The following is a 19,042-nucleotide window of genomic DNA, read 5'->3' on the forward strand; positions in this document are numbered from 1 at the left end:
ACCCGAGTGGCTATGGTCGCGGAGTCCCCGACCACCTGAGGAGCACCGTGTCACGCCGCATCATCCTGAACGCCTTCGACATGACATGCGTGACGCACCAGGCTCCCGGACTCTGGCGGCACCCGGAGAACCGGGCCGACCGGTACCACGATCTCGACTACTGGGTGGACCTCGCGAAGACGCTCGAGCGCGGCATGTTCGATGCGATCTTCATCGCCGACGTGCTCGGGACCTACGACGTCTACCGCGACTCGGCCGCCACGGCGCTCGGCGATGCGGCGCAGGTGCCCCTCGGCGATCCGGTCGTGCAGATCTCCGCGATGGCGCACGCGACCGAGCATCTCGGATTCGGGGTGACCGTCGCCACGACCTACGAACAGCCCTACGCGCTCGCCCGCCGGTTCTCGACCCTCGACCACTTCACGCGGGGGCGGGTGGGGTGGAACGTCGTGACCAGCTACCTCGATTCCGCCGCACGCAACCTCGGGCTCGACACGCAGATCGCCCACGACGACCGGTACGAGATCGCCGAGGAGTTCCTCGACGTGACGTACAAGCTGTGGGAGGGGTCGTGGGAGGACGCCGCGGTGCTCCGCGACCGCGAGTCCGGTGTCTTCGCCGATGCGGCGCGCGTGCACCCGATCGCACACGAGGGGCGGCACTACCGGGTCCCCGGCATCCACCTCGCCGAGCCGAGCCCCCAGCGCACTCCGGTGATGTTCCAGGCGGGAGCCTCGCCGCGCGGGCGCCAGTTCGCGGCGAAGCACGGTGAGGCGATCTTCATCAACGGGCTGCGTCCGGAGGTGACGCGACCGGTGACCGACGACATCCGCGATCGTGCGGAGGCTCTCGGACGCCCGCGGGACTCGGTCAAGATCCTCACCCTGATCACGATCGTGGTCGCGGCCACCGACGAGGAGGCGCAGGCCCGGCTCGAGGACTACCGCCGCTACGTCTCGGTCGAGGGCGCCCTGGCGCTCTACGCGGGATGGACGGGACTCGACCTGTCACAGTACGACCCCGACGTCCCCCTGGAATACATCGACACGGATGCCGGGCGCTCGGCGCTGTCGCTCTTCACCAAGGCCGATCCGGAGCGCCGGTGGACGCCGCGCGACATCGCCCACTACGTCGGGATCGGCGGCATCGGCCCCGTCATCGTCGGCAGCCCGCAGACCGTGGCGGACGAGCTCGAGCGATGGGTCGAGGTCGGCGGCGTCGACGGCTTCAACATCGCCTACGTGGTGACGCCGGGATCGTTCGAGGACATCGTCGAGCACCTCGTCCCCGAACTCCGCCGCCGTGGCCGCACGTGGGATGACTATCCCGAGGGCACGCTGCGCGGGAGGCTCACCGGCGACGGCTCTCCGGTCGTTCCGGAGTGGCACCCCGCGCACGCGTATCGGGGCGCCTACGTCGGCGGTCCCAGCGCGCTCGACGGCACACTCGGCGGCCCGCTGGTGGATGCCGCGAACGACGACCTGACCGAACTCACCGAGAAGGAGGGCGCCCGATGAGCGTCATCGCAGAGACCACGAATCGCAGCCGCTGGACGGGTACCGCGGATGCCGCGGAGCGAGCCCACTGGCGTGGAGTCGCAGAGCGTGTCGCCGACGAGCTCGCGAGCGACGCCCTGCAGCGCGACCGCGCGAATCAGGACCCCACGGTCGAACTCGACCTGCTCCGCGATGCGGGGCTGGTGACGCTGCTCGAACCGGCCGAGTTCGGCGGAGGCGGCGCGCACTGGGAGACGGCATTCCTCGTCATCCGCATCCTGTCGCGTGCCGACGCATCGGTGGCCCAGGTCCTCGCCTACCACTACATCAACTCGAGCAACATCGGCTTCGCGGCCGACCCGTCGGTGCAAGAGGCCTGGCATCGCAAGACCATCGCGGGCCGGTGGGTGTGGGGCGACTCCGTGAACCCGACCGACCCGGACCTCGAGCTGACGGCGGACGGCGACGGCTTCCGACTCAACGGCCTGAAGCGCTTCTCGACCGGCGCATCGGCCGGCGACGTGGTGCTGGCCGCGGCGCTCGTCCGCGGTGGAGACCGCGACGGACAGGTGCTGTTCGTCGTGCTCGATCACGATCGCGAGGGAATCCGCTATCTCGGCGACTGGGATGCGCTCGGACAGCGCCTGTCCGCCAGCGGGTCCGTGCGCTTCGACGACGTCCGCGTCTCGGCAGACGATGTGCTCGGCGAGCTCGGCGACGAGCCGTTCTCGACGCTGATCACGCCCGGCATCCAGCTCGCCTTCGGAAATCTGTATCTCGGGATCGCCGAGGGGGCCCTCGCGCGAGGACTCGACCTGGTGCGTGCGCGCCCCCGCGCCTGGTTCCTCAGCCAGGCCGACTCCTACCGGGACGACCCGTTCGTGCAGCGCGTCGTCGGCGAGTTCGCCTCGCGCATCGCCGCGGTCGAGGCTCTGACGGACCGCGCCGGGCGCCTTTTCGACGAGGTCGTGGATGAAGGGGACGCCGTCACGGCAGAGCGCCGCGGGGAGCTGGCGATCGAGATCGCCAAGGTGAAGGTGGTGTCGACCGAGGTCGGCATCGAGGTCGCGAACCGGATCTTCGAGATCACGGGTTCGAGCTCGGCGCGCGCCGATGTCGGGCTGGATCTCTTCTGGAGGAACGTCCGCACGCACTCGCTGCACGATCCGGTCGACTACAAGAAGCTCGAGGTCGGCGCCTGGACGCTGAACGGCGAGCTCCAGCCGATCTCCCTGTACACCTGATGAGCGAGCAGACGCAGCGGCTCGCCGTCGCTCGAGAGCACCTGCGGCCCGTGTTCGCCGAGATCGCGGCGGGCACGGTCGTGCGCGAGCAGGGCCATGAGCTTCCTTTCACCGAAGTCGAGGCACTGCGCGACGCCGGCTTCGGGAGGCTTCGGCTGCCGATCGACGACGGCGGCTTCGGGCTCGACTGGCCGTCGTTCGCCGAGCTGCTCATCGAGCTCGCCGCGGCGGACTCGAACCTCCCCCAGATCTTCCGGGGCCACATCGCGTACGTCGAGCACGTGCTGGCCGCGGCGCCGAGCGATCGACGATCACGGTGGCTCGACCGCATCTCCGACGGCGAGCTGGTCGGCAACGCGTGGTCGGAGAACGGCGCGGCGGCGGTCGGCACGAACGCGACACGGGTGAGCCGGCGAGCAGACGGCACCTGGCGGGTGGACGGACGCAAGTTCTACACGACGGGCAGCATCTTCGCCGACTGGGTGGACGCCACCGTCGATCTGGACGGCGAGACCGTCACCGCGCTGATCCGGCGGCACCAGGACGGCGTGGAGATCTCGGACGACTGGGACGGCTTCGGACAGCCGCTGACGGGGACCGGCACGGCCGTGTTCACCGACGCGAGCGTCGACGAGGACGACGTCGAGCCGTTCACCTCGAGATTCCCGTATCAGACGGCCGTCTACCAGCTCACGCTGCTGGCGGTGCTCGCGGGGATCGCCGCCGCGATCGAACGCGACACGGTCGCGCAGGTGCGTGCGCGCACCCGCACCTACAGCCACGGGAGCGCGAACCGCGTGGCCGACGACCCGCAGGTGCTGCAGATCGTCGGAGAGCTGACGGCGACGAGTGCGACGGCACGTGCGCTCGTGCTCGATGTCGCCCGTGCCGTGCAGCATGCGGCGGACGTCCTGGGCACGTCCGAGACCGAGGATGCCGTGGCGGCAGCGGAGCTCGGCTCGTCGAGGGCGCAGATCGTGCTCACCGATCTGGTCCCTCGCGCCGCGTCCCGCCTGTTCGACACCCTCGGCGCATCCGCCGTGCGATCGGGGACGGCACTGGATCGCCACTGGCGCAACGCCCGCACGGTCGCGTCCCACAACCCGTGGATCTTCAAGGCGCGCCAACTCGGCGACCACGCGGTCAACGGACGCACCCCCGACTTCGTCTGGGCGGTCGGAGAGTCGAAGGCCGCCGTCGAGAGCGCTCTGCCGGGGTGACCTCCGGCTCTGGCGTATTCATAGCAATCCGGGCGAGACTGTCAGCATGACCTTCGCCGCGCTCCAGCCCCTCGCCGACCGTGCCGCCCTGTTCACCGCGCTCCGCCAGGACGCTCTCGCCACCGCGGCAGACGCGCTGGGTGAGCACCGCTGGGACGCGGACATGGCCGCGGGCACCATCACCTTCACGGCGAACGCCGACCCCTCTCGCCAGCTCGTCACGCGGGCGCACCTGATCGCGACGATCGCCCCGGGGCCACGGTCGATGCTGTGGGCCTGGGCGCACCCGCAGGGCGATGCCCAGGGCATCGCCGCACAGCTGCGTTCCTACGGGACGGAGCACGGCATCGCCGATCTCACCGCCCCCGAGGTCCCCTTCCCGGCAGACGCGGCCGCGGACGAGGCATGGATCGCCCAGGCGGCTCACGTGGTCGGCGGGGTCGCGGTGGAGCTCACCGGCCGCTCGCCCTACTACTCCGCGCCGGTGGGCGGCGGCACCCGAGCCGTCTTCCTCCTCGACGCGCCGCTCCCGCCCCTCACGGTGTCCGACGCCGTCATCGCGCTCCCCCGCATCCTCTCGGGCCTGGCCCTCACCGACGCCCGCACGTCCGTCTGGGACCTCGCCCGCCTCGCCGGCTGGACCCTCACCTGGACGGATGAGGCGTTCTCCGGAGCCTCTGTCGTCGACGCCTCGGGCTCGGCGACGTTCCGCTTCGACGAGCAGGCGCGGATCAGCGGGATCGAGGGGTCGCTCCAGGCGCAGGCCTGATCCGACGCGGGCGCGGCACCTGCGGGATCAGGCCCGGTGTGGGACTCTGGTCGCATGAAGAACGGAATCGTCCGGTTCGTATCGCTCTACGTCTTCAACGTCGCGGTCCTGCTGCTCATCGGTGTGCTGCTGCGCGGAGTCTCCGTCGGGTGGAACGCGCTCTGGGCCGCCATCATCCTGACGCTCGCGGCCCTGTTCGTGAAGCCGCTGCTGCGGAACGTCTTCCGACGGTCTGCCGCGAAGTCGGCCGCGGACCGCACGAAGACGGGCGAGAAGGTCGTCCAGTACGTGCTCGTGTACATCGTCGAGCTGATCGTGTGGGTCCTCACGGTGTGGCTGAGCGGCGTGCGCTCCACGAGCTTCTGGGGCTACGTCATCCCGCCGCTGATCCTGCTGCTCGGCTGGGTCGTCTACGACCAGATCGACGACAAGCTCCACGCCAAGGCCGGAGAGATCTACGACGTCGTCCAGGCGCGCGTCAAGGGCGGCGGTGCGAAGCCCACGGCATCCGCCCCTGCCCCCGAGACGCCGGAGACGACGGCCGCCCGCGACGAGCTCAAGGACGGCCTCACTCCCGAGCAGCGTCGGATGCTCGACGAACTCGGCTGACTCCGGGCTCGCTCCGATCGCGAGAAGGCACCCATCCACGGTGGAATGGGTGCCTTTCTGCGACGGGAGCTTGGGCTAGGCGACCCGCTCGGCCGCCTCGACCACGTTCGTCATGAGCAGGGCCACCGTCATCGGGCCGACACCACCCGGGTTCGGCGACAGGTAGCCGGCGATCTCAGCGACGTCGGGGTGCACGTCGCCGAAGACGAGGCTCTTGCCCGTCTCCGGGTCGCTCTCCCGCGTGACGCCGACATCGAGCACGGCCGCGCCGGGCTTGACGTCCTCGGCGCGGATGAGGTGCTTGACCCCCGCTGCCGCGACGATGACGTCGGCCTCGCGCAGGTAGCGCGGCATGTCGACGGTGCCGGTGTGCGTGAGCGTGACCGTCGCGTTCAGGTCGCGTCGCGTCAGCAGCAGACCGATCGAGCGTCCGATGGTGACACCGCGTCCGACGACGACCACGTGCTTGCCCGTGAGGTCGTAGTCGTTGCGCAGGAGCAGCTCGATCACGCCCCGCGGGGTGCACGGCAGCGGCGTGTGGATCGGTGCGTTCACGTTCAGCACGAGCCGACCGAGGTTGGTCGGGTGCAGGCCGTCGGCATCCTTCGCCGGGTCGATGCGCTCGAGGATCGCGTCGGTGTCGATGTGCTTCGGCAGCGGCAGCTGCACGATGTAGCCGTGGCACGCCGGATCGGCGTTGAGCTCGTCGATCAGCGCCTCGACGTCGGCCTGGGTGGCGTCCGCGGGCAGCTCGCGCTGGATCGAGTTCATCCCGATCGCCTCCGACTGCCGGTGCTTCATGCCCACATAGAGCTGCGATGCCGGGTCGGCGCCGACGAGCACGGTCGCGATGCCGGGCGTGACGCCCTTCTCCTTCAGCGCGGCGACCCGCTCCGTCAGCTCGGCGCGGATCTCAGCAGCGGCCGCCTTGCCATCGAGGACGACAGCGGTCACTGCTGCAGGTCCGGGTAGAGCGGGAAGGCCGCGGCGAGCGCGTCCACGCGCGCACGGAGCGCCTCGACGTCGGCGCCGGGGATCAGCGCGAGCGCGATGATGTCGGCGACCTCGGTGAACTCCGCGTCGCCGAAGCCGCGGGTCGCGAGCGCCGGCGTGCCGACGCGCAGACCCGAGGTGACCATCGGCGGGCGCGGGTCGTTCGGCACCGCGTTGCGGTTCACCGTGATGCGGATGTCGTGCAGCAGGTCTTCGGCCTGCTTGCCGTCGATCTCGGCGTCACGCAGGTCGACGAGCACGAGGTGCACGTCGGTACCGCCGGAGCGCACGCCGATTCCGGCATCCTTCACGTCCTGCTGCGAGAGGCGCTCCGCGATGAGAGCGGCACCGCGCAGGGTGCGCTCCTGACGCTCGGCGAACTCGGGAGTGGCGGCGAGCTTGAACGCGGTCGCCTTGGCGGCGATCACGTGCATGAGCGGACCGCCCTGCTGGCCCGGGAACACGGCGGTGTTGATCTTCTTCGCGATGTCGGCGTCGTTCGTGAGGATGAAGCCCGAGCGAGGACCGCCGATGGTCTTGTGCACGGTCGACGAGACGACGTGCGCGTGCGGCACCGGGTTCGGGTGCAGGCCGGCGGCCACGAGACCGGCGAAGTGCGCCATGTCGACCCAGAGGAGCGCACCGACCTCGTCGGCGATGGCGCGGAACGCCGCGAAGTCGAGCGTTCGCGGATAGGCCGACCAGCCGGCGATGATCACCTTCGGCTTGTGCTGGATCGCGAGCCGGCGCACCTCGTCCATGTCGATGACGGAGGTCTCGGGGTTCACGCCGTAGGCGACGATGTCGTAGAGACGGCCGGAGAAGTTGATCTTCATGCCGTGCGTCAGGTGGCCGCCCTGGTCGAGCGACAGTCCGAGCAGCGTGTCGCCGGGGCGGGCGATCGCGTGCAGCACGGCGGCGTTCGCCGAGGCACCCGAGTGGGGCTGGACGTTGGCGAACTCCGAGCCGAACAGGCTCTTGGCCCGCTCGATCGCCAGCGATTCCGCGACGTCGACCTCTTCGCAGCCGCCGTAGTAGCGACGACCCGGGTACCCCTCGGCGTACTTGTTCGTGAGCACCGAGCCCTGCGACTGCAGCACGGAGACAGGCACGAAGTTCTCGGAGGCGATCATCTCGAGGAACGTCTGCTGACGCTTCAGCTCGCGGTCGAGTACCTGGGCGATCTCGGGATCGACCTCGGAAAGCGGGGCGTTGAAGTAACGGTCGGTCATGACATGCTCCTCTGACGACGGATTCGAAGGGTGTACCGATCGGCCCAGGCGCGCGGTCGAATTCCGTGGTCAGTCGCTCCCCGGTGGTAGTCCACCCAGACGCCAGTTGCGACGGTTACGAGCATAGCGGATCGCCGCTGCACGCCGCGTCCCGCGACGACGCTGCGAGATCATCCGACCGGTACCACGTGGACGTCGGCATGGGCGCCCGGGACCGTGGCGAGTTTGCGGTCGATCGTCAGCACCCTGGCCTCGAGCAGCTCTCCCAGCGCAAGGTACGCCGCATCGTAGGCCGTGGCATTCATGGCGAGGTCGGCGACTCTCCCGAGGAGCGGCGACACCGGAAACAACACCAGCTCCATCCGCTGAAGCAGCGCAAGCTGTCCACGAAACTCCGCATCGGTCGTCAGACGGGCGAGACGCAGCCCTCGAAGGGCGTTCGCGACCTCCGTCGGACCATGCGCGGGCATCGCCCAGTCACCATCACCCATCATGACCTCACGCACCTGCTGTCCTCGATCACCGAGGTCGGTGATCGCCTCGACCAGGGCCGAAGCGTCGAGAACGATCACGAATCGGCTGGCGTGCCCAGCACGTCCATGATGCGTTCGTCACGTTCGTCCCGGCCTTCGCGGATCAGCTCTGCGATGCGATCGGAGGACATCTCTCCGGAGACCGGAATCGGCGCCATCGCACGGAGGAACTCGCGGTTTCGCGACTTCCTCGCCTCGACTTCCAGGACTTCACGAAGGAACACCTGCAGTGATTGCCCCCGCTCGCGAGCCGCCCGCATCAGATCGTCCCGGATTCCGTCCGGCACATCTCGCACTTGAATCGCCACCATGCGACGGATATTAGCATGCACATCTGCATGCACCGTCTGTGATCTCAGCATGGGGAGACGATAGCGGGGGAGGACGCATCGCCGCGGAGGTTGTCCACAGAATCGATTCGACCTCCACCATTCCGCTGGATGCTGCCGCCGGGTAGGTTTTGTTCATGGTCTTTACCCATTCCCTTCCGCTCGTGCCAGCGCCCGTGTCCGCCACCGCAGGAGAGGGACGGATGCCGATCACCGCGACGACGCGCGTGCTCGGCCCCTCCCCCGCCGCGACGCAGCTGATCGAGGCGGTCGAGCGACGCAGCGGCATCCGCCTCTCTCTCTCGGACGCGGCCCCGGCCGACGTCGAGCTCCGCGTCGACCCGACCGTGGCCGCCACCGAGGGCTACACGCTCTCCGTCGGCGACGGCGCGGTCGTCGTCGGCGCCGACGAGGCCGGCCTGTTCTACGGCGTGCAGACCCTGCTGCAGCTGTTCCGCGAGGACGAGAGCGGATGGGGCTTCCTGCGCTCCGAGGTGCAGGATGCTCCGCGGTTCGGTCGTCGCGGCGTCATGCTCGACGTCGCCCGGCACTTCTTCGACGTGGCCGAGGTGAAGACCTTCATCGACAGCACCAGTGCGCTGAAGTTCAACCACCTGCACCTGCACCTGAGCGACGACCAGGGCTGGCGCATCCACATCGACTCGTGGCCGCTCCTCACCGAGCTCTCCTCCGCCACGTCGGTCGACGGCCACCCCGGCGGCTTCTACACGAAGGACGACTACCGCGAGATCGTGTCGTACGCGGCAGAGCGCCACATGATCGTGATCCCCGAGATAGACCTGCCGGGCCACACGCATGCCATCGGCGTCGCGTACCCCGATCTCGTCGAGCCGCCGGTGCTGAACGACGGCCTCGTCGCCGAATCCGCGAGACTCGGGCAGCCGCTGCCCGTCGCCGGGGAGACGTACCTGGGCTGGGGCGTCGGCCACTCCAGCGTCCGCATCCACGAGGAGCGCACCTACGAGTTCGTCCGCGACGTCGTCCGCGAGCTCGCCGAGCTCACGCCCGGACCGTACATCCACGTCGGCGGAGACGAATCGCTCGGCACCCCGCAGGCGGACTTCGACCTGTTCGCCGAACGCGTCACCGCCATCGTCTTCGCCGAGGGCAAGACGCCGGTCGCCTGGCACGAGATGTGCTCGGCAGCCGAGATCGCCGAGGGAACGGTCGGCCAGTACTGGGGCAAGACCACACCGGAGGGCACCCACGCCGAGGAGGCGACCCACTTCGTCGAACGCGGTGGCGCGCTGATCATGTCTGCCGCCGACGTCGCCTACCTCGACATGAAGTACTCGGAGGACTTCCCCCTCGGGCTGACCTGGGCGGCGATCATCGACGTCCGCTCGGCCTATGAATGGGAGCCGACCGCGGTACTCGAGATCCCGGATGCCGCCATCCTCGGCATCGAGGCTCCGCTCTGGTCCGAGACCACGCGCACGCTGAGCGACGTCGAGAAGCTCGTCTTCCCGCGCGCCGCCGCGCAGGCGGAGATCGCATGGTCGCCGAAGGAGGCGCCCGACCGCGTCTGGTCGTCGTTCCGCGAGCGGCTCGGCTCCCTCGCCCCGCTGTGGAAGGCTGAGGGAGTCGATTTCCACCCCGCCGACGAGATCCCCTGGAGCGAACGTTGAGCATCCACTCCTCCGCGACCGGCTCGCTGGTCATCCATTCCGCCCGCATCGTCGACCGCGGCGAGATCGTCGAAGACGGCTGGGTCCGCTTCGCGGACGGCGAGATCGTCGGACGCGGGACGGGGACGACCTGGGAACCCGCGGATGAGACGATCGACGCCGCCGAGCTCGCCGGCCCCGGCGCCGTGCTCACCCCCGGTTTCGTCGACATCCACGGGCACGGCGGAGCCGGAGCCGCGTTCGACGACGGCGTGGAGGCCATCCGTACCGGGCGCGCCCTGCATCGCGCTCACGGTACGACCCGCGCGGTGATCTCGCTCGTGACGGCACCCCTGGACGATCTCGCCCGCAGCGTCGCGACGATCGCCGACCTCATGGAGACGGATGCCGACATCCTCGGCATCCACCTGGAGGGTCCCTTCCTCGATCCCGCCCACCACGGCGCCCACGAGCCCTCGCTCCTCAGGGCACCGGCGGCCGATGATGTCGCCCGCCTCCTCGAAGCCGGGCGCGGCACCGTCCGTCAGGTGACGATCGCCCCGGAACTGCCGGGCGGACTCGACGCGATCCGACAGATCGTCGCCGCAGGCTCGGCAGCGGCGGTCGGGCACACGAGCGCGGATGCGACGATGGCGGTCGCCGCCTTCGAAGCGGGCGCATCGATCCTCACGCATGCGTTCAACGCGATGCCGGGCATCCACCACCGCGCACCCGGTCCCGTGCTAGCCGCCGCGGCGGATCACCGCGTGATCCTCGAGGCGATCGCCGACAACGTGCACCTCGATCCTCACGTGATCAAGCTGATCTTCGACTCCGCTCCGGGACGCGTGGCACTGATCACCGACGCGATGGCCGCCGCCGGCAGCGCCGACGGCCATTACGACCTCGGCGCCGTGAGCGTCACGGTCGAGAACGGCGTGGCCCGCGCCGACGACACCGGCTCGATCGCGGGCTCGACCCTGACGCAGGACGTGGCGCTGCGCCAAGCGGTCGATGCGGGTGCCGTGCTGCCGGAGGCCGTTCGAGCACTCACCGAGACGCCGGCGCGGGCGATCGGCCGCGACGCCGTGCTCGGCAGCCTCCGCGCCGGCATGACCGCGGATGCGGTGCTGCTGGATGCAGAACTGCGCGTCGCGCGTGTCTGGGTGGGACCGCGGCTCCGCTGACAGGAACCGCATCTCGCGACGACGCGCAGCTCTGAGCACTCCGGTCGATCCGACGACGGGGCGGGAGGCCGCCTCTCCCCAGATCGGCGGCCTCATCCCCCTCACAGAGAGGGGGGCCGAGAACTCCTCCCCCGAGGCTCTCGACCCACCCAGCCGGTGCAGTTGCCCCTCGCACCAGCGCCTGAACTCCGCCCCCCGGTGGAATTCGTACGGCTGTCTCTATGGGATGAGACGACGCCGACGCCGATTCATTACGCGACTTCTCAGATTTTCCTGGAATCTTTTCTCGACGATCCGGAGAAATTAGTCCAGACCTGGGATTTATCCACGAAAAGATTCTGCCGGCGAGATCCCGCCGAGGGGTGGCCAAGCTGGGAGATCCGGGAGAGAATGGAAAGACGCGTGATGAGATCCACTCTCGCGCGTCTCTTCCTGTGGAGGCGTTCCTGCGCCCCAGGAGCGATGGATGACAGTGCACGAACAGAACTCACACCACGACGAACCGATCGGCGACGCCGACCTGATCCTCCGCGCCCGCTCGGGCGACACGGAGGCCTTCGGTGAGCTCTGGCGACGCCACTACCCGTCCGGCCTGTCCGTCGCGCGCTCCATCACCTCGTCGATCGACCCCGACGACCTCGTGCAGGAGTCGTACACGCGCATCTATCAGGCGATCATCAAGGGCGGCGGCCCGAACGGGTCGTTCCGCGCCTACCTGTTCACGAGCATCCGCAACACGGCGGCGGCATGGGGCCGGTCGCGTCGGGAGACCGCGATCGACGAGCTCGACACCGTCGCCGACCCGGACACCACCGACCAGGCAGCCAACGAGGCACTCGATCGCAGCCTGACCGCGCAGGCCTTCCGCAGCCTTCCCTCCCGCTGGCAGGAGGTGCTCTGGTACACCGAGATCGAGCAGATGAAGCCGCAGGAGGTGGGCCCGCTCCTCGGCATGAAGTCCGGCGCCGTCTCGCAGCTGGCCTTCCGGGCCCGCGAAGGTCTTCGTGAGGCGTGGATCCAGGCTCACCTGCGCAGCGCCGCTGAGGGGTCGGACTGTCAGTGGACGATCGAGCACCTCGGCGCATACTCGCGGGGCAACCTCGGTACACGTGATCACAAGCGACTCGAGCTCCACCTCGACGAGTGCGCACGCTGCATGATCGTCGCCGCCGAGGCGAAAGACGTGTCGAAGCGGCTCGCCCTCGTCCTGCTGCCTCTCGTGCTGGGCGTCACCGGCGCCGCGGGGTACCTCGCCACGCTGCAGGGCGGCGGAACGCCGATCGTCGCTCTCGCCGCGATGCCCTCGAGCATCCCCGGCAGCGTTTTCGCCGGCGACCCCGGCGCCGCGGCCCTCGGCGCGGGCGCCGGCAGCGGTGCAGCCGGTTCGAGCGGCACGGCGGGCGGCGGCGCGGGTGTCGCGACCGGTGCCGGCACCTCCGGCGGCGTGCTCACCGGGATGGGTGCCCTCGTCGGCGCGGGCTCGGCTGCTCTGGTCGTCGCCGGCGTCGTCGCCGCGGCGACGATCATCCCCGGCCTGGCGGGCGCCGATCCATCGACCTCCCTCCCCAGTGCCGCCGACGCGGACTCGTCGTCGATCACGTCCGACGTCGGACCCGACGCGTCGATGAACCTCGAAGAGCCGGTCGTCATCGCGCCGGTGACGAAGCCCGACGCGACGCCGCCCCCGCCGGCGGATGAGACCGCGGTGCGGTCGACTCCGGAGCAGAACGGCCCGGTCGTCGCCCCGCCGGCGCCGCCGGTGACGGCTCCCGACCCGGAGGACGACGTCGATCCCACGGACCCGACCGACCCGACCGACCCGACCGATCCGACCGATCCGACCGATCCCACGGACCCGACCGACCCGACCGATCCCACGGACCCGACCGATCCCACAGACCCGACCGATCCCACCGATCCCACGGACCCGACCGACCCGACCGATCCCACGGACCCGACCGATCCCACCGATCCGACAGACCCCGGAGTGCCGACCACCGCGCCCTCCTGGTCCGCCGCCACGATCTGGTTCGAAGGTCTGCGCATCCACTACAGCGTGCCGATCACGGGCGTTCCCGGAGCGACCGTGGAGGCGCTGCTCGACGGGAGCCGTGGCGGAGGAGACGAGATCGTTCTCGACTCCCTCGGCCAGGGAACGATCGATCTGCGGCCCGGTCTGGCCCAGCTGGTGTTCGCATCAGACACGACGGTGACCTTCCGCTACGTGCTCGCCGACGGCATCGGCCCCTCCGCCGACACGACGTTGCGCGCACTGGGCAATCCCCTCCTCGTCGACGCGGATGCGGCTCCGGTCGCGGAAGCCACGCCCCTCGACGACAGCGCCGCAGGCGTCCCTGCCGGAGAGCCTGTCGAGACGGCCGCCCCGGTGGAGGTCGCCCCCGGCTCGGCGGAGGAGGCTCCGGCTCCGGTCGAGACCGATCCCGCCCCTGTCGAGACGGAACCGGCTCCTGTCGAGACGGAACCTGCCCCTGTCGAGTCCGCACCCGCGGTCGTCGAGCCGACACCGACCGTCGACGCCGTCCTCGCCCCGGTGGACGAGGCCCTCGCCACGACCGAGGGGTCCGCACCCGCCGAATAGACTGGGAGCATGCCCCAGGATTCCGTACCCGTCCCCGGCGTCGACCGTCCGGTCATCACCGCTCTCGACATCGTCCGCGCCGTCGTGCTGGTCGTCGCGGTGGCATCCCTCGCCCTGTGGGGCTTCGCCAGCTGGTCGCTTCCGTGGAACGTCATCGCCGGTGTGGGTGCGCCGGTCGTCGTCCTCCTGGTGTGGGCTCTGTTCCTCTCCCCGCGCCCTGTTCTGCGAGTGCACCCATTCCTCCGTGCCGCCGTCGAGCTCTTCATCTACGTGGGCGTCACGATCGCCTGGTGGTCGATGGGCCAGGCGCTCATCGGCACCGCGTTCGCCCTGGTCGCCATCGTCACCGGCGTCCTCAGCGGTCGACGCGCCCTGTCGTGAAGACGCGGTCATGACCGCACTGTCGCTGCTGCAGGAGGCGCTCGGCCCGCTCGTCGACGTGAGCGATGCGACGCTCGAAGAGGCGCGCGCCGACCGCTCCGGGCACGCCGCCGTCGGTCGTCCGCTCGCGGTCGTGCACGCGGAGACCGTGGACCACGTGCAGCAGACCATGCGGATCGCCACCGCCACCCGCACACCCGTGGTCGTCCGCGGGGCGGGCACGGGGCTGGCCGGTGCGGCCAACGCCGGCGAAGGAGAGATCGTGCTCTCCACCCGACGGATGGACGCGATCCTCGAGGTGCGCCCCGACGACCTGCTCGCCGTCGTCGAACCCGGCATCCTCAACGCCGACCTCAACGACCGTCTCGCGGTCTCCGGCGTGTGGTGGGCGCCCGACCCCGCCAGCCGCGACATCTCGACCGTCGGCGGCAACATCGCGACCGGCGCGGGCGGACTGCTCTGCGCCAAGTACGGCGTCGTGCGCGACGCAGTGCTCGGCGTCGACCTGGTGCTCGCCGACGGCCGCCTGCTGCACCTCGGGCACCGCAGCGTCAAAGGCGTGACGGGCCTCGACCTCACCTCGCTGGTGATCGGCTCGGAGGGCACGCTCGGCGTCGTCGTCGGCGCCACGCTGAAGCTGCGCCGCCTCGTCGCGGGTGACGTCTGCACCCTCACCGCGACCTTCCCCGGCGTGCGGGCCGCGGCCTCGGCATCCGCTGCGGTCACCGCCGCCGGCGCGCAGCCGGCGATCATGGAGCTGATGGATGCCGCGAGCCTCGCCGCCGTCCACGCCCTGCTCGATCTGCCGGCCCCCGCTGTCGGTGCAGCCCAGCTCACCATCCGCACCGACGGCCCCGCGGCCGCCGCGGAGGCCGAGACGATCGCCGGGATCCTGCGCGATCACGGCGGCCTCACGACCGTCGCCCGCGACCGCGAGGACGGCGAGCGGCTTCTCGCGATCCGGCGCTCGATGCACGCGGCGATGGCCTCTCTCGGCACCACGCTGATCGAAGACGTCTCGGTGCCGCGCAGCGCGATGCCGGCCATGTTCGACGAGATCGCGCGCATCGAGCGCGATTTCGGGCTCACGATCCCCACGGTCGCCCACGCCGGCGACGGCAACCTGCATCCGAACTTCATCTTCGAGGGGTCCGAGACTCCGGCGCACGTCTGGGCGGCCGCGGACGAGCTGTTCCGCGCGGCGATCCGCCTCGGCGGCACCCTGACCGGCGAGCACGGCATCGGCGTGCTGAAGCGTCGCTGGCTCGCCGATGAGCTCGGCGACGACCAGTGGCGGCTGCAGCGGCAGATCGCGGCCGTGTTCGACCCGCTCGGCATCCTCAATCCCGGAAAGGTCTTCGAGCCCGATGCCTGATATCCATGTGAGCGCCGCCGTGATCGTCGACGACGACGGGCGCGTGCTCGTCGTGCGCAAGCAGGGCACGACGAGGTTCATGCAGCCCGGCGGCAAGCCGGAGCCCGGTGAATCCCCCGCGCAGACGCTGATCCGCGAACTGCACGAAGAGCTCGGGCTGCTCCTCGACGAGGCCGACCTCCAGCCGCTCGGCACGTTCATCTCCGAGGCGGCCAACGAACCCGGTCATCGTGTGGTCGCCGAGGCGTTCGCGACCTCGATCGACCCCGAGGCGGTGTCGGTGCAGGCCGAGCTCGCCGAACTGCGCTGGATCACTCCGTCTGACGTCGCGACGCTGCCGCTCGCCCCGCTCAGCCTCGAGCATCTGCTGCCCATCGCCTGGCCGGCGCAGGCGCGCTAGGGCGCTCCCGCTAGATGCCCTGCCAGGCGGGCTTGTTGGCGAACGTGTACCGGTAGTAGTCGGCGAGACGGAGGCGGGATGCCGCCGCCTCATCGACGACCACCGTGGCGTGCGGGTGCAGCTGGATCGCAGAGCCGGGGAGGAAGGCCGTGAGAGGCCCCTCGACCGCGTCGGCGACCGCCTGCGCCTTGCCCTCTCCGAACGCGAGGAGCACGAGGTGGCGCGCCTTCAGGATGGTTCCGAGTCCCTGCGTGATGCAGTGCCGCGGCACGTCGTCGATGGAGTCGAAGAAGCGCGCGTTGTCCTCGCGGGTCTGCTCCGTGAGCGTCTTCACACGGGTCTGCGAGGCGAAGGAGGATCCGGGCTCGTTGAAGCCGATGTGCCCGTCGGTGCCGATCCCGAGGATCTGCAGGTCCACCCCTCCTGCTGCGGCGATCGCGGCCTCGTAGTCGTCACCGGCGTGCTGGATCGTCGCCTCGGCGCCGTTGGGCACGTGGATGCGCTGCGGATCCAGGCCGAGCGGCTCGACCACCTCGCGCGTGATCACCGAACGGTAGCTCTCGGGGTGCGCGGGGTCGATGCCGACGTACTCGTCCAGCGCGAAGCCGCGGACCTGCGAGACATCGTGACCGGCGAGCTGCGTGCGCAGCGCGAGGTAGACGGGCAGCGGGGTGGACCCCGTGGCGAGACCCAGCACCGCGTCGGGGCGGCGCTCGATGAGCTCGACGATCTCGGTGGCGACCAGCGCGCCGGCGGCTGCCGCGTTCTCGACGATGACGACCTCAGCCATGGGGGACGATCTCCTTCTCGGGGACGGAGGCGCCGACCAGAGCGGCGCCGAAGGCAGCCGCGGGAGAACCCGCGGAGAGCAGTTCGATTCTCTCATCCAGGCGCAGCGACCGCATGAACGGTGACGCCTCGGCGCCGGCGTGCAGTGCGGCGCGGATGCCGTCCTCGAGCCGCGCTCCGAGCGCCGTGAGTCCACCGCCGATGACCACCGTCTCGACGTCGGCGGACAGCACGAGGACGCGGACGGCGGCGGCGGCGCCGTGGTACAGGTCGTCGCGGAGCGCCGACGCGTCGGCGTCTCCGGCGTCCGCCGCATCGAAGATGTCCCTGATCGGGAGTGCGCCGGGGCGCCCCCACGCCTTCGCGAGGGCACCTCCCCCGCAGAACGTCTCGATGCAGCCGAACTGTCCGCATCCGCACAGGCGGCCGTGCGGGTCGACCGAGATGTGTCCGACCTCGCCCGCCGTGCCGCGCGAACCGCGCCAGATGCGTCCGTCGATCACGATGCCCGCCGCGACGCCCGTCCCGAGGTTGAGGTAGGCCATGGAGCCGGCGACGCCGCTGAGGACGGCAGCCCCGAGGGCGGCGGCCTTGACGTCGTTCTCGACACGGAAGGGGATGCCGAGCACCTGCTCGGCACGCGCGGCGAGATCGAGCGATTCGACGCCGAGGTTGACCGCATGGTCGACGCGCCCCTGCGCCACGTCCACGAGGCCGGGGATGCCGATGCCCACGGACCCGATGTCCGCGACGGGGAAGCCCGTCTCGTCGGCGAGCGCGGTGACGGCCATGACGATGCTCTCGACCACCGCGTCATCGCCCCAGCCGGTCGAACGGCGGATGCGGCCGAGGATGTCACCAGAGCCGTCGACGGCGACCGCGTCGATCTTCGTCCCGCCGACGTCCAGGCCCACTCGAATCTGCCGACCTGCCCGGTCGGCGTTCTGTGCCCCGGTCATCGGATGGCGCTTGTGTCTGTCGTGCGGGCGGCGGGGGTCACGACACTCCCAGCTGTCCGGAGAGCACCATCACCGCGGTCCCGCGCAGCACGATGTCGTCCTGATGCGTGCGGCGCACCACGACGTCTTCGAAGACGCCCTCGAGCGTGCGCGCGTGCAGGGTCTCGATGGCGGCGTCGATGAGGATCCCGTCGAGCAGATCGGCGGGGCCAGAGAGCACGACCTCGGACAGGTCGAGGGCCGCGACGATCGGGGCGATGGCGATCGCCATGCGCGTTCCCGAATCGCGGAGGATCTCGTCGCGCGCGGCGGGGTCGGCCGCGAGCGCCTCGCGCATGCGGCTGACGCTGAGCCACGCTTCGAGGCAGCCGTCCTTGCCGCAGGCGCAGCGCGGACCGCCGTCGGTCCCGACGACGACGTGCCCGATCTCCCCCGCGGCGAATCGGCTGCCGAGGAGGGGCTGGCTGCCCGTGATGAGGCCGGCACCCACACCGCGCCCAAGCTTGATCAGCATGAAGTCGGCCTTGGCGTCGCCGAACGTGTACTCGGCGAGCACGGCCGCGTTGGCGTCGTTGCGGGCGAGCACCGGCAGGTCGAGATCGATGCTGAGCTTGGCCTCGAGCGGGAAGTTCGACCATCCGAGGTTCGGCGAGCTGAGCACGACGCCGTCGGGGCGGACGACACCGGGCGTGCCGATGCCGACGCCCAGCAGCGGCTGCGTCGATGCGGCGACGAGGGTGCGCGCGAGCTCGAGCGTCGCCGCGTACACGGCGTCCCCGTCCGGGGATTCCGGGCGGGCGACCTCGCGTCGCTCGAGGACATCCCCGTCGAGGCTGAGCACGGCCCCCTCGAATGCGGTCGGACCGGACAGGTCGAGACCGAGGATCTGGTGCCCGATGCGGTCGATGTCGATCAGGATCGGAGGCTTGCCGGGGCCGACGGCCTCGCGCACACCCATCTCGATGACGATCCCGTCGGCGATGAACTCGGCGACCAGGTCGGAGATGGTGACCCGGGTCAGTCCTGTCTCACGCGAGAGGTCGGCGCGGCTCATCGCTCCGGCGTGGTAGAGCGTCTGCAGGACGAGCGCACGGTTGTGCCCGCGCGCGTGCTCGGGCAGCACCTTGGACCGGGAGCGAAGGTGCCGGCCGGGGCCGAAGGCGTGCGCATTCGCACCGCCGTACTCCGACGGCGATGCGGCACGCTGTTCATCCGAAACGGACATGTTTGTTAGTAGACCTTACGAACAAAATTTGTGCAACCTCTGCCGCGAGGCGGGCGGCGAGGGTTACCGAAACG

The 19,042-nt window shown here is 70.2% G+C and carries 18 protein-coding genes and 1 riboswitch; of the genes, 11 read left to right on the plus strand and 7 right to left on the minus strand.

Annotated features, from left to right (window positions below; translation table 11 throughout):
• The first annotated feature begins 47 nt into the window (after window positions 1-47).
• From MRBLWH11_RS19230 to MRBLWH11_RS19250, 5 genes are read left to right on the plus strand one after another with little or no spacing between them, the layout of a single operon-like run.
• Entirely contained in the window at window positions 48-1,517 is a 1,470-nt protein-coding gene (locus MRBLWH11_RS19230; RefSeq protein ID WP_341945998.1) for an LLM class flavin-dependent oxidoreductase, read from the plus strand.
• The gene (locus MRBLWH11_RS19235; protein ID WP_116634656.1) at window positions 1,514-2,740 is read left to right on the plus strand and encodes an acyl-CoA dehydrogenase family protein; all 1,227 of its coding nucleotides are present in this window, start codon (window positions 1,514-1,516) and stop codon (window positions 2,738-2,740) included. The genes MRBLWH11_RS19230 and MRBLWH11_RS19235 overlap by 4 nt, the downstream gene beginning before the upstream one ends.
• A complete protein-coding gene (locus MRBLWH11_RS19240) occupies window positions 2,740-3,960 on the plus strand; it encodes an acyl-CoA dehydrogenase family protein (protein ID WP_341945999.1) in 1,221 nt (406 codons plus the stop codon). The genes MRBLWH11_RS19235 and MRBLWH11_RS19240 overlap by 1 nt, the downstream gene beginning before the upstream one ends.
• Before the next feature lie 46 nt (window positions 3,961-4,006).
• Window positions 4,007-4,729 (plus strand): DUF6882 domain-containing protein, encoded by a 723-nt coding sequence (locus tag MRBLWH11_RS19245; RefSeq protein ID WP_341946001.1) that lies wholly within the window; start codon window positions 4,007-4,009, stop codon window positions 4,727-4,729.
• A 54-nt stretch (window positions 4,730-4,783) separates the two neighbouring features.
• A complete protein-coding gene (locus tag MRBLWH11_RS19250) occupies window positions 4,784-5,338 on the plus strand; it encodes a phage holin family protein (RefSeq protein WP_341946002.1) in 555 nt (184 codons plus the stop codon).
• A gap of 75 nt (window positions 5,339-5,413) precedes the next feature.
• Here MRBLWH11_RS19250 and MRBLWH11_RS19255 read toward each other — a convergent pair whose 3' ends face one another.
• The 4 genes from MRBLWH11_RS19255 to MRBLWH11_RS19270 all read right to left on the minus strand — a co-directional run bounded on the left by MRBLWH11_RS19255 (window position 5,414) and on the right by MRBLWH11_RS19270 (window position 8,458).
• The gene (locus tag MRBLWH11_RS19255; protein WP_341946003.1) at window positions 5,414-6,292 is read right to left on the minus strand and encodes a bifunctional methylenetetrahydrofolate dehydrogenase/methenyltetrahydrofolate cyclohydrolase; all 879 of its coding nucleotides are present in this window, start codon (window positions 6,290-6,292) and stop codon (window positions 5,414-5,416) included.
• Window positions 6,289-7,563 carry a serine hydroxymethyltransferase gene (glyA, locus tag MRBLWH11_RS19260; RefSeq protein WP_341946004.1) on the minus strand — a complete coding sequence of 425 codons (1,275 nt, stop codon included), beginning with the start codon at window positions 7,561-7,563 and terminating at the stop codon, window positions 6,289-6,291. Before glyA ends, MRBLWH11_RS19255 begins: the two co-directional genes overlap by 4 nt.
• 35 nt (window positions 7,564-7,598) lie before the next feature.
• Window positions 7,599-7,683: riboswitch (ZMP/ZTP riboswitch) on the minus strand.
• A gap of 50 nt (window positions 7,684-7,733) precedes the next feature.
• Window positions 7,734-8,135, minus strand: coding sequence for a type II toxin-antitoxin system VapC family toxin (locus MRBLWH11_RS19265; RefSeq protein ID WP_341946005.1), 402 nt, complete (start codon window positions 8,133-8,135; stop codon window positions 7,734-7,736).
• Window positions 8,132-8,458 carry a hypothetical protein gene (locus MRBLWH11_RS19270; protein WP_341946006.1) on the minus strand — a complete coding sequence of 109 codons (327 nt, stop codon included), beginning with the start codon at window positions 8,456-8,458 and terminating at the stop codon, window positions 8,132-8,134. The genes MRBLWH11_RS19265 and MRBLWH11_RS19270 overlap by 4 nt, the downstream gene beginning before the upstream one ends.
• Before the next feature lie 104 nt (window positions 8,459-8,562).
• Between MRBLWH11_RS19270 and MRBLWH11_RS19275 the strand changes: the two genes are divergently transcribed.
• The 6 genes from MRBLWH11_RS19275 (at window position 8,563) to MRBLWH11_RS19300 (ending at window position 15,995) form a co-directional block, all read left to right on the plus strand.
• Window positions 8,563-10,074, plus strand: a complete 1,512-nt coding sequence (locus MRBLWH11_RS19275) for a family 20 glycosylhydrolase (RefSeq protein WP_341946008.1) — start codon at window positions 8,563-8,565, stop codon at window positions 10,072-10,074.
• A complete protein-coding gene (gene nagA, locus MRBLWH11_RS19280; protein WP_341946010.1) occupies window positions 10,071-11,240 on the plus strand; it encodes an N-acetylglucosamine-6-phosphate deacetylase in 1,170 nt (389 codons plus the stop codon). Before MRBLWH11_RS19275 ends, nagA begins: the two co-directional genes overlap by 4 nt.
• Before the next feature lie 466 nt (window positions 11,241-11,706).
• Window positions 11,707-13,839 carry a sigma-70 family RNA polymerase sigma factor gene (locus tag MRBLWH11_RS19285; protein ID WP_341946011.1) on the plus strand — a complete coding sequence of 711 codons (2,133 nt, stop codon included), beginning with the start codon at window positions 11,707-11,709 and terminating at the stop codon, window positions 13,837-13,839.
• Window positions 13,840-13,848: 9 nt separating this feature from the next.
• The gene (locus tag MRBLWH11_RS19290) at window positions 13,849-14,220 is read left to right on the plus strand and encodes a YrdB family protein (protein WP_341946013.1); all 372 of its coding nucleotides are present in this window, start codon (window positions 13,849-13,851) and stop codon (window positions 14,218-14,220) included.
• A gap of 10 nt (window positions 14,221-14,230) precedes the next feature.
• Window positions 14,231-15,595, plus strand: a complete 1,365-nt coding sequence (locus MRBLWH11_RS19295; RefSeq protein ID WP_341946014.1) for an FAD-linked oxidase C-terminal domain-containing protein — start codon at window positions 14,231-14,233, stop codon at window positions 15,593-15,595.
• Window positions 15,588-15,995 carry an NUDIX domain-containing protein gene (locus MRBLWH11_RS19300; RefSeq protein ID WP_341946015.1) on the plus strand — a complete coding sequence of 136 codons (408 nt, stop codon included), beginning with the start codon at window positions 15,588-15,590 and terminating at the stop codon, window positions 15,993-15,995. The genes MRBLWH11_RS19295 and MRBLWH11_RS19300 overlap by 8 nt, the downstream gene beginning before the upstream one ends.
• 10 nt (window positions 15,996-16,005) lie before the next feature.
• Here MRBLWH11_RS19300 and MRBLWH11_RS19305 read toward each other — a convergent pair whose 3' ends face one another.
• Genes MRBLWH11_RS19305 through MRBLWH11_RS19315 form a run of 3 tightly spaced genes read right to left on the minus strand, consistent with a single transcriptional unit; the run spans window position 16,006 to window position 18,968 of the window.
• Window positions 16,006-16,785, minus strand: a complete 780-nt coding sequence (locus MRBLWH11_RS19305; protein ID WP_116634642.1) for a glucosamine-6-phosphate deaminase — start codon at window positions 16,783-16,785, stop codon at window positions 16,006-16,008.
• Window positions 16,778-17,743 carry an ROK family protein gene (locus MRBLWH11_RS19310; protein ID WP_341946016.1) on the minus strand — a complete coding sequence of 322 codons (966 nt, stop codon included), beginning with the start codon at window positions 17,741-17,743 and terminating at the stop codon, window positions 16,778-16,780. Before MRBLWH11_RS19310 ends, MRBLWH11_RS19305 begins: the two co-directional genes overlap by 8 nt.
• A gap of 37 nt (window positions 17,744-17,780) precedes the next feature.
• On the minus strand, window positions 17,781-18,968 hold the full coding sequence (locus MRBLWH11_RS19315; protein WP_341946017.1) for an ROK family transcriptional regulator: 1,188 nt from the start codon (window positions 18,966-18,968) through the stop codon (window positions 17,781-17,783).
• Between the last annotated feature and the right edge of the window lie 74 nt (window positions 18,969-19,042).

The sequence above is a fragment of the Microbacterium sp. LWH11-1.2 genome (assembly GCF_038397745.1).
GTDB lineage: Bacteria > Actinomycetota > Actinomycetes > Actinomycetales > Microbacteriaceae > Microbacterium.

Bases quoted from the DNA above. Each gene is read 5' to 3' on its own strand.
- MRBLWH11_RS19300 (WP_341946015.1), top strand. From the start codon at position 15,588: ATGCCTGATATCCATGTGAGCGCCGCCGTGATCGTCGACGACGACGGG.
- MRBLWH11_RS19240 (WP_341945999.1), top strand. From the start codon at position 2,740: ATGAGCGAGCAGACGCAGCGGCTCGCCGTCGCTCGAGAGCACCTGCGG.
- glyA (WP_341946004.1), bottom strand. From the start codon at position 7,563: ATGACCGACCGTTACTTCAACGCCCCGCTTTCCGAGGTCGATCCCGAG.
- MRBLWH11_RS19250 (WP_341946002.1), top strand. From the start codon at position 4,784: ATGAAGAACGGAATCGTCCGGTTCGTATCGCTCTACGTCTTCAACGTC.
- MRBLWH11_RS19285 (WP_341946011.1), top strand. From the start codon at position 11,707: ATGACAGTGCACGAACAGAACTCACACCACGACGAACCGATCGGCGAC.
- MRBLWH11_RS19315 (WP_341946017.1), bottom strand. From the start codon at position 18,968: ATGTCCGTTTCGGATGAACAGCGTGCCGCATCGCCGTCGGAGTACGGC.
- MRBLWH11_RS19235 (WP_116634656.1), top strand. From the start codon at position 1,514: ATGAGCGTCATCGCAGAGACCACGAATCGCAGCCGCTGGACGGGTACC.
- MRBLWH11_RS19310 (WP_341946016.1), bottom strand. From the start codon at position 17,743: ATGACCGGGGCACAGAACGCCGACCGGGCAGGTCGGCAGATTCGAGTG.
- MRBLWH11_RS19295 (WP_341946014.1), top strand. From the start codon at position 14,231: ATGACCGCACTGTCGCTGCTGCAGGAGGCGCTCGGCCCGCTCGTCGAC.
- MRBLWH11_RS19275 (WP_341946008.1), top strand. From the start codon at position 8,563: ATGGTCTTTACCCATTCCCTTCCGCTCGTGCCAGCGCCCGTGTCCGCC.
- MRBLWH11_RS19270 (WP_341946006.1), bottom strand. From the start codon at position 8,458: ATGCTGAGATCACAGACGGTGCATGCAGATGTGCATGCTAATATCCGT.
- MRBLWH11_RS19245 (WP_341946001.1), top strand. From the start codon at position 4,007: ATGACCTTCGCCGCGCTCCAGCCCCTCGCCGACCGTGCCGCCCTGTTC.
- MRBLWH11_RS19305 (WP_116634642.1), bottom strand. From the start codon at position 16,785: ATGGCTGAGGTCGTCATCGTCGAGAACGCGGCAGCCGCCGGCGCGCTG.
- MRBLWH11_RS19290 (WP_341946013.1), top strand. From the start codon at position 13,849: ATGCCCCAGGATTCCGTACCCGTCCCCGGCGTCGACCGTCCGGTCATC.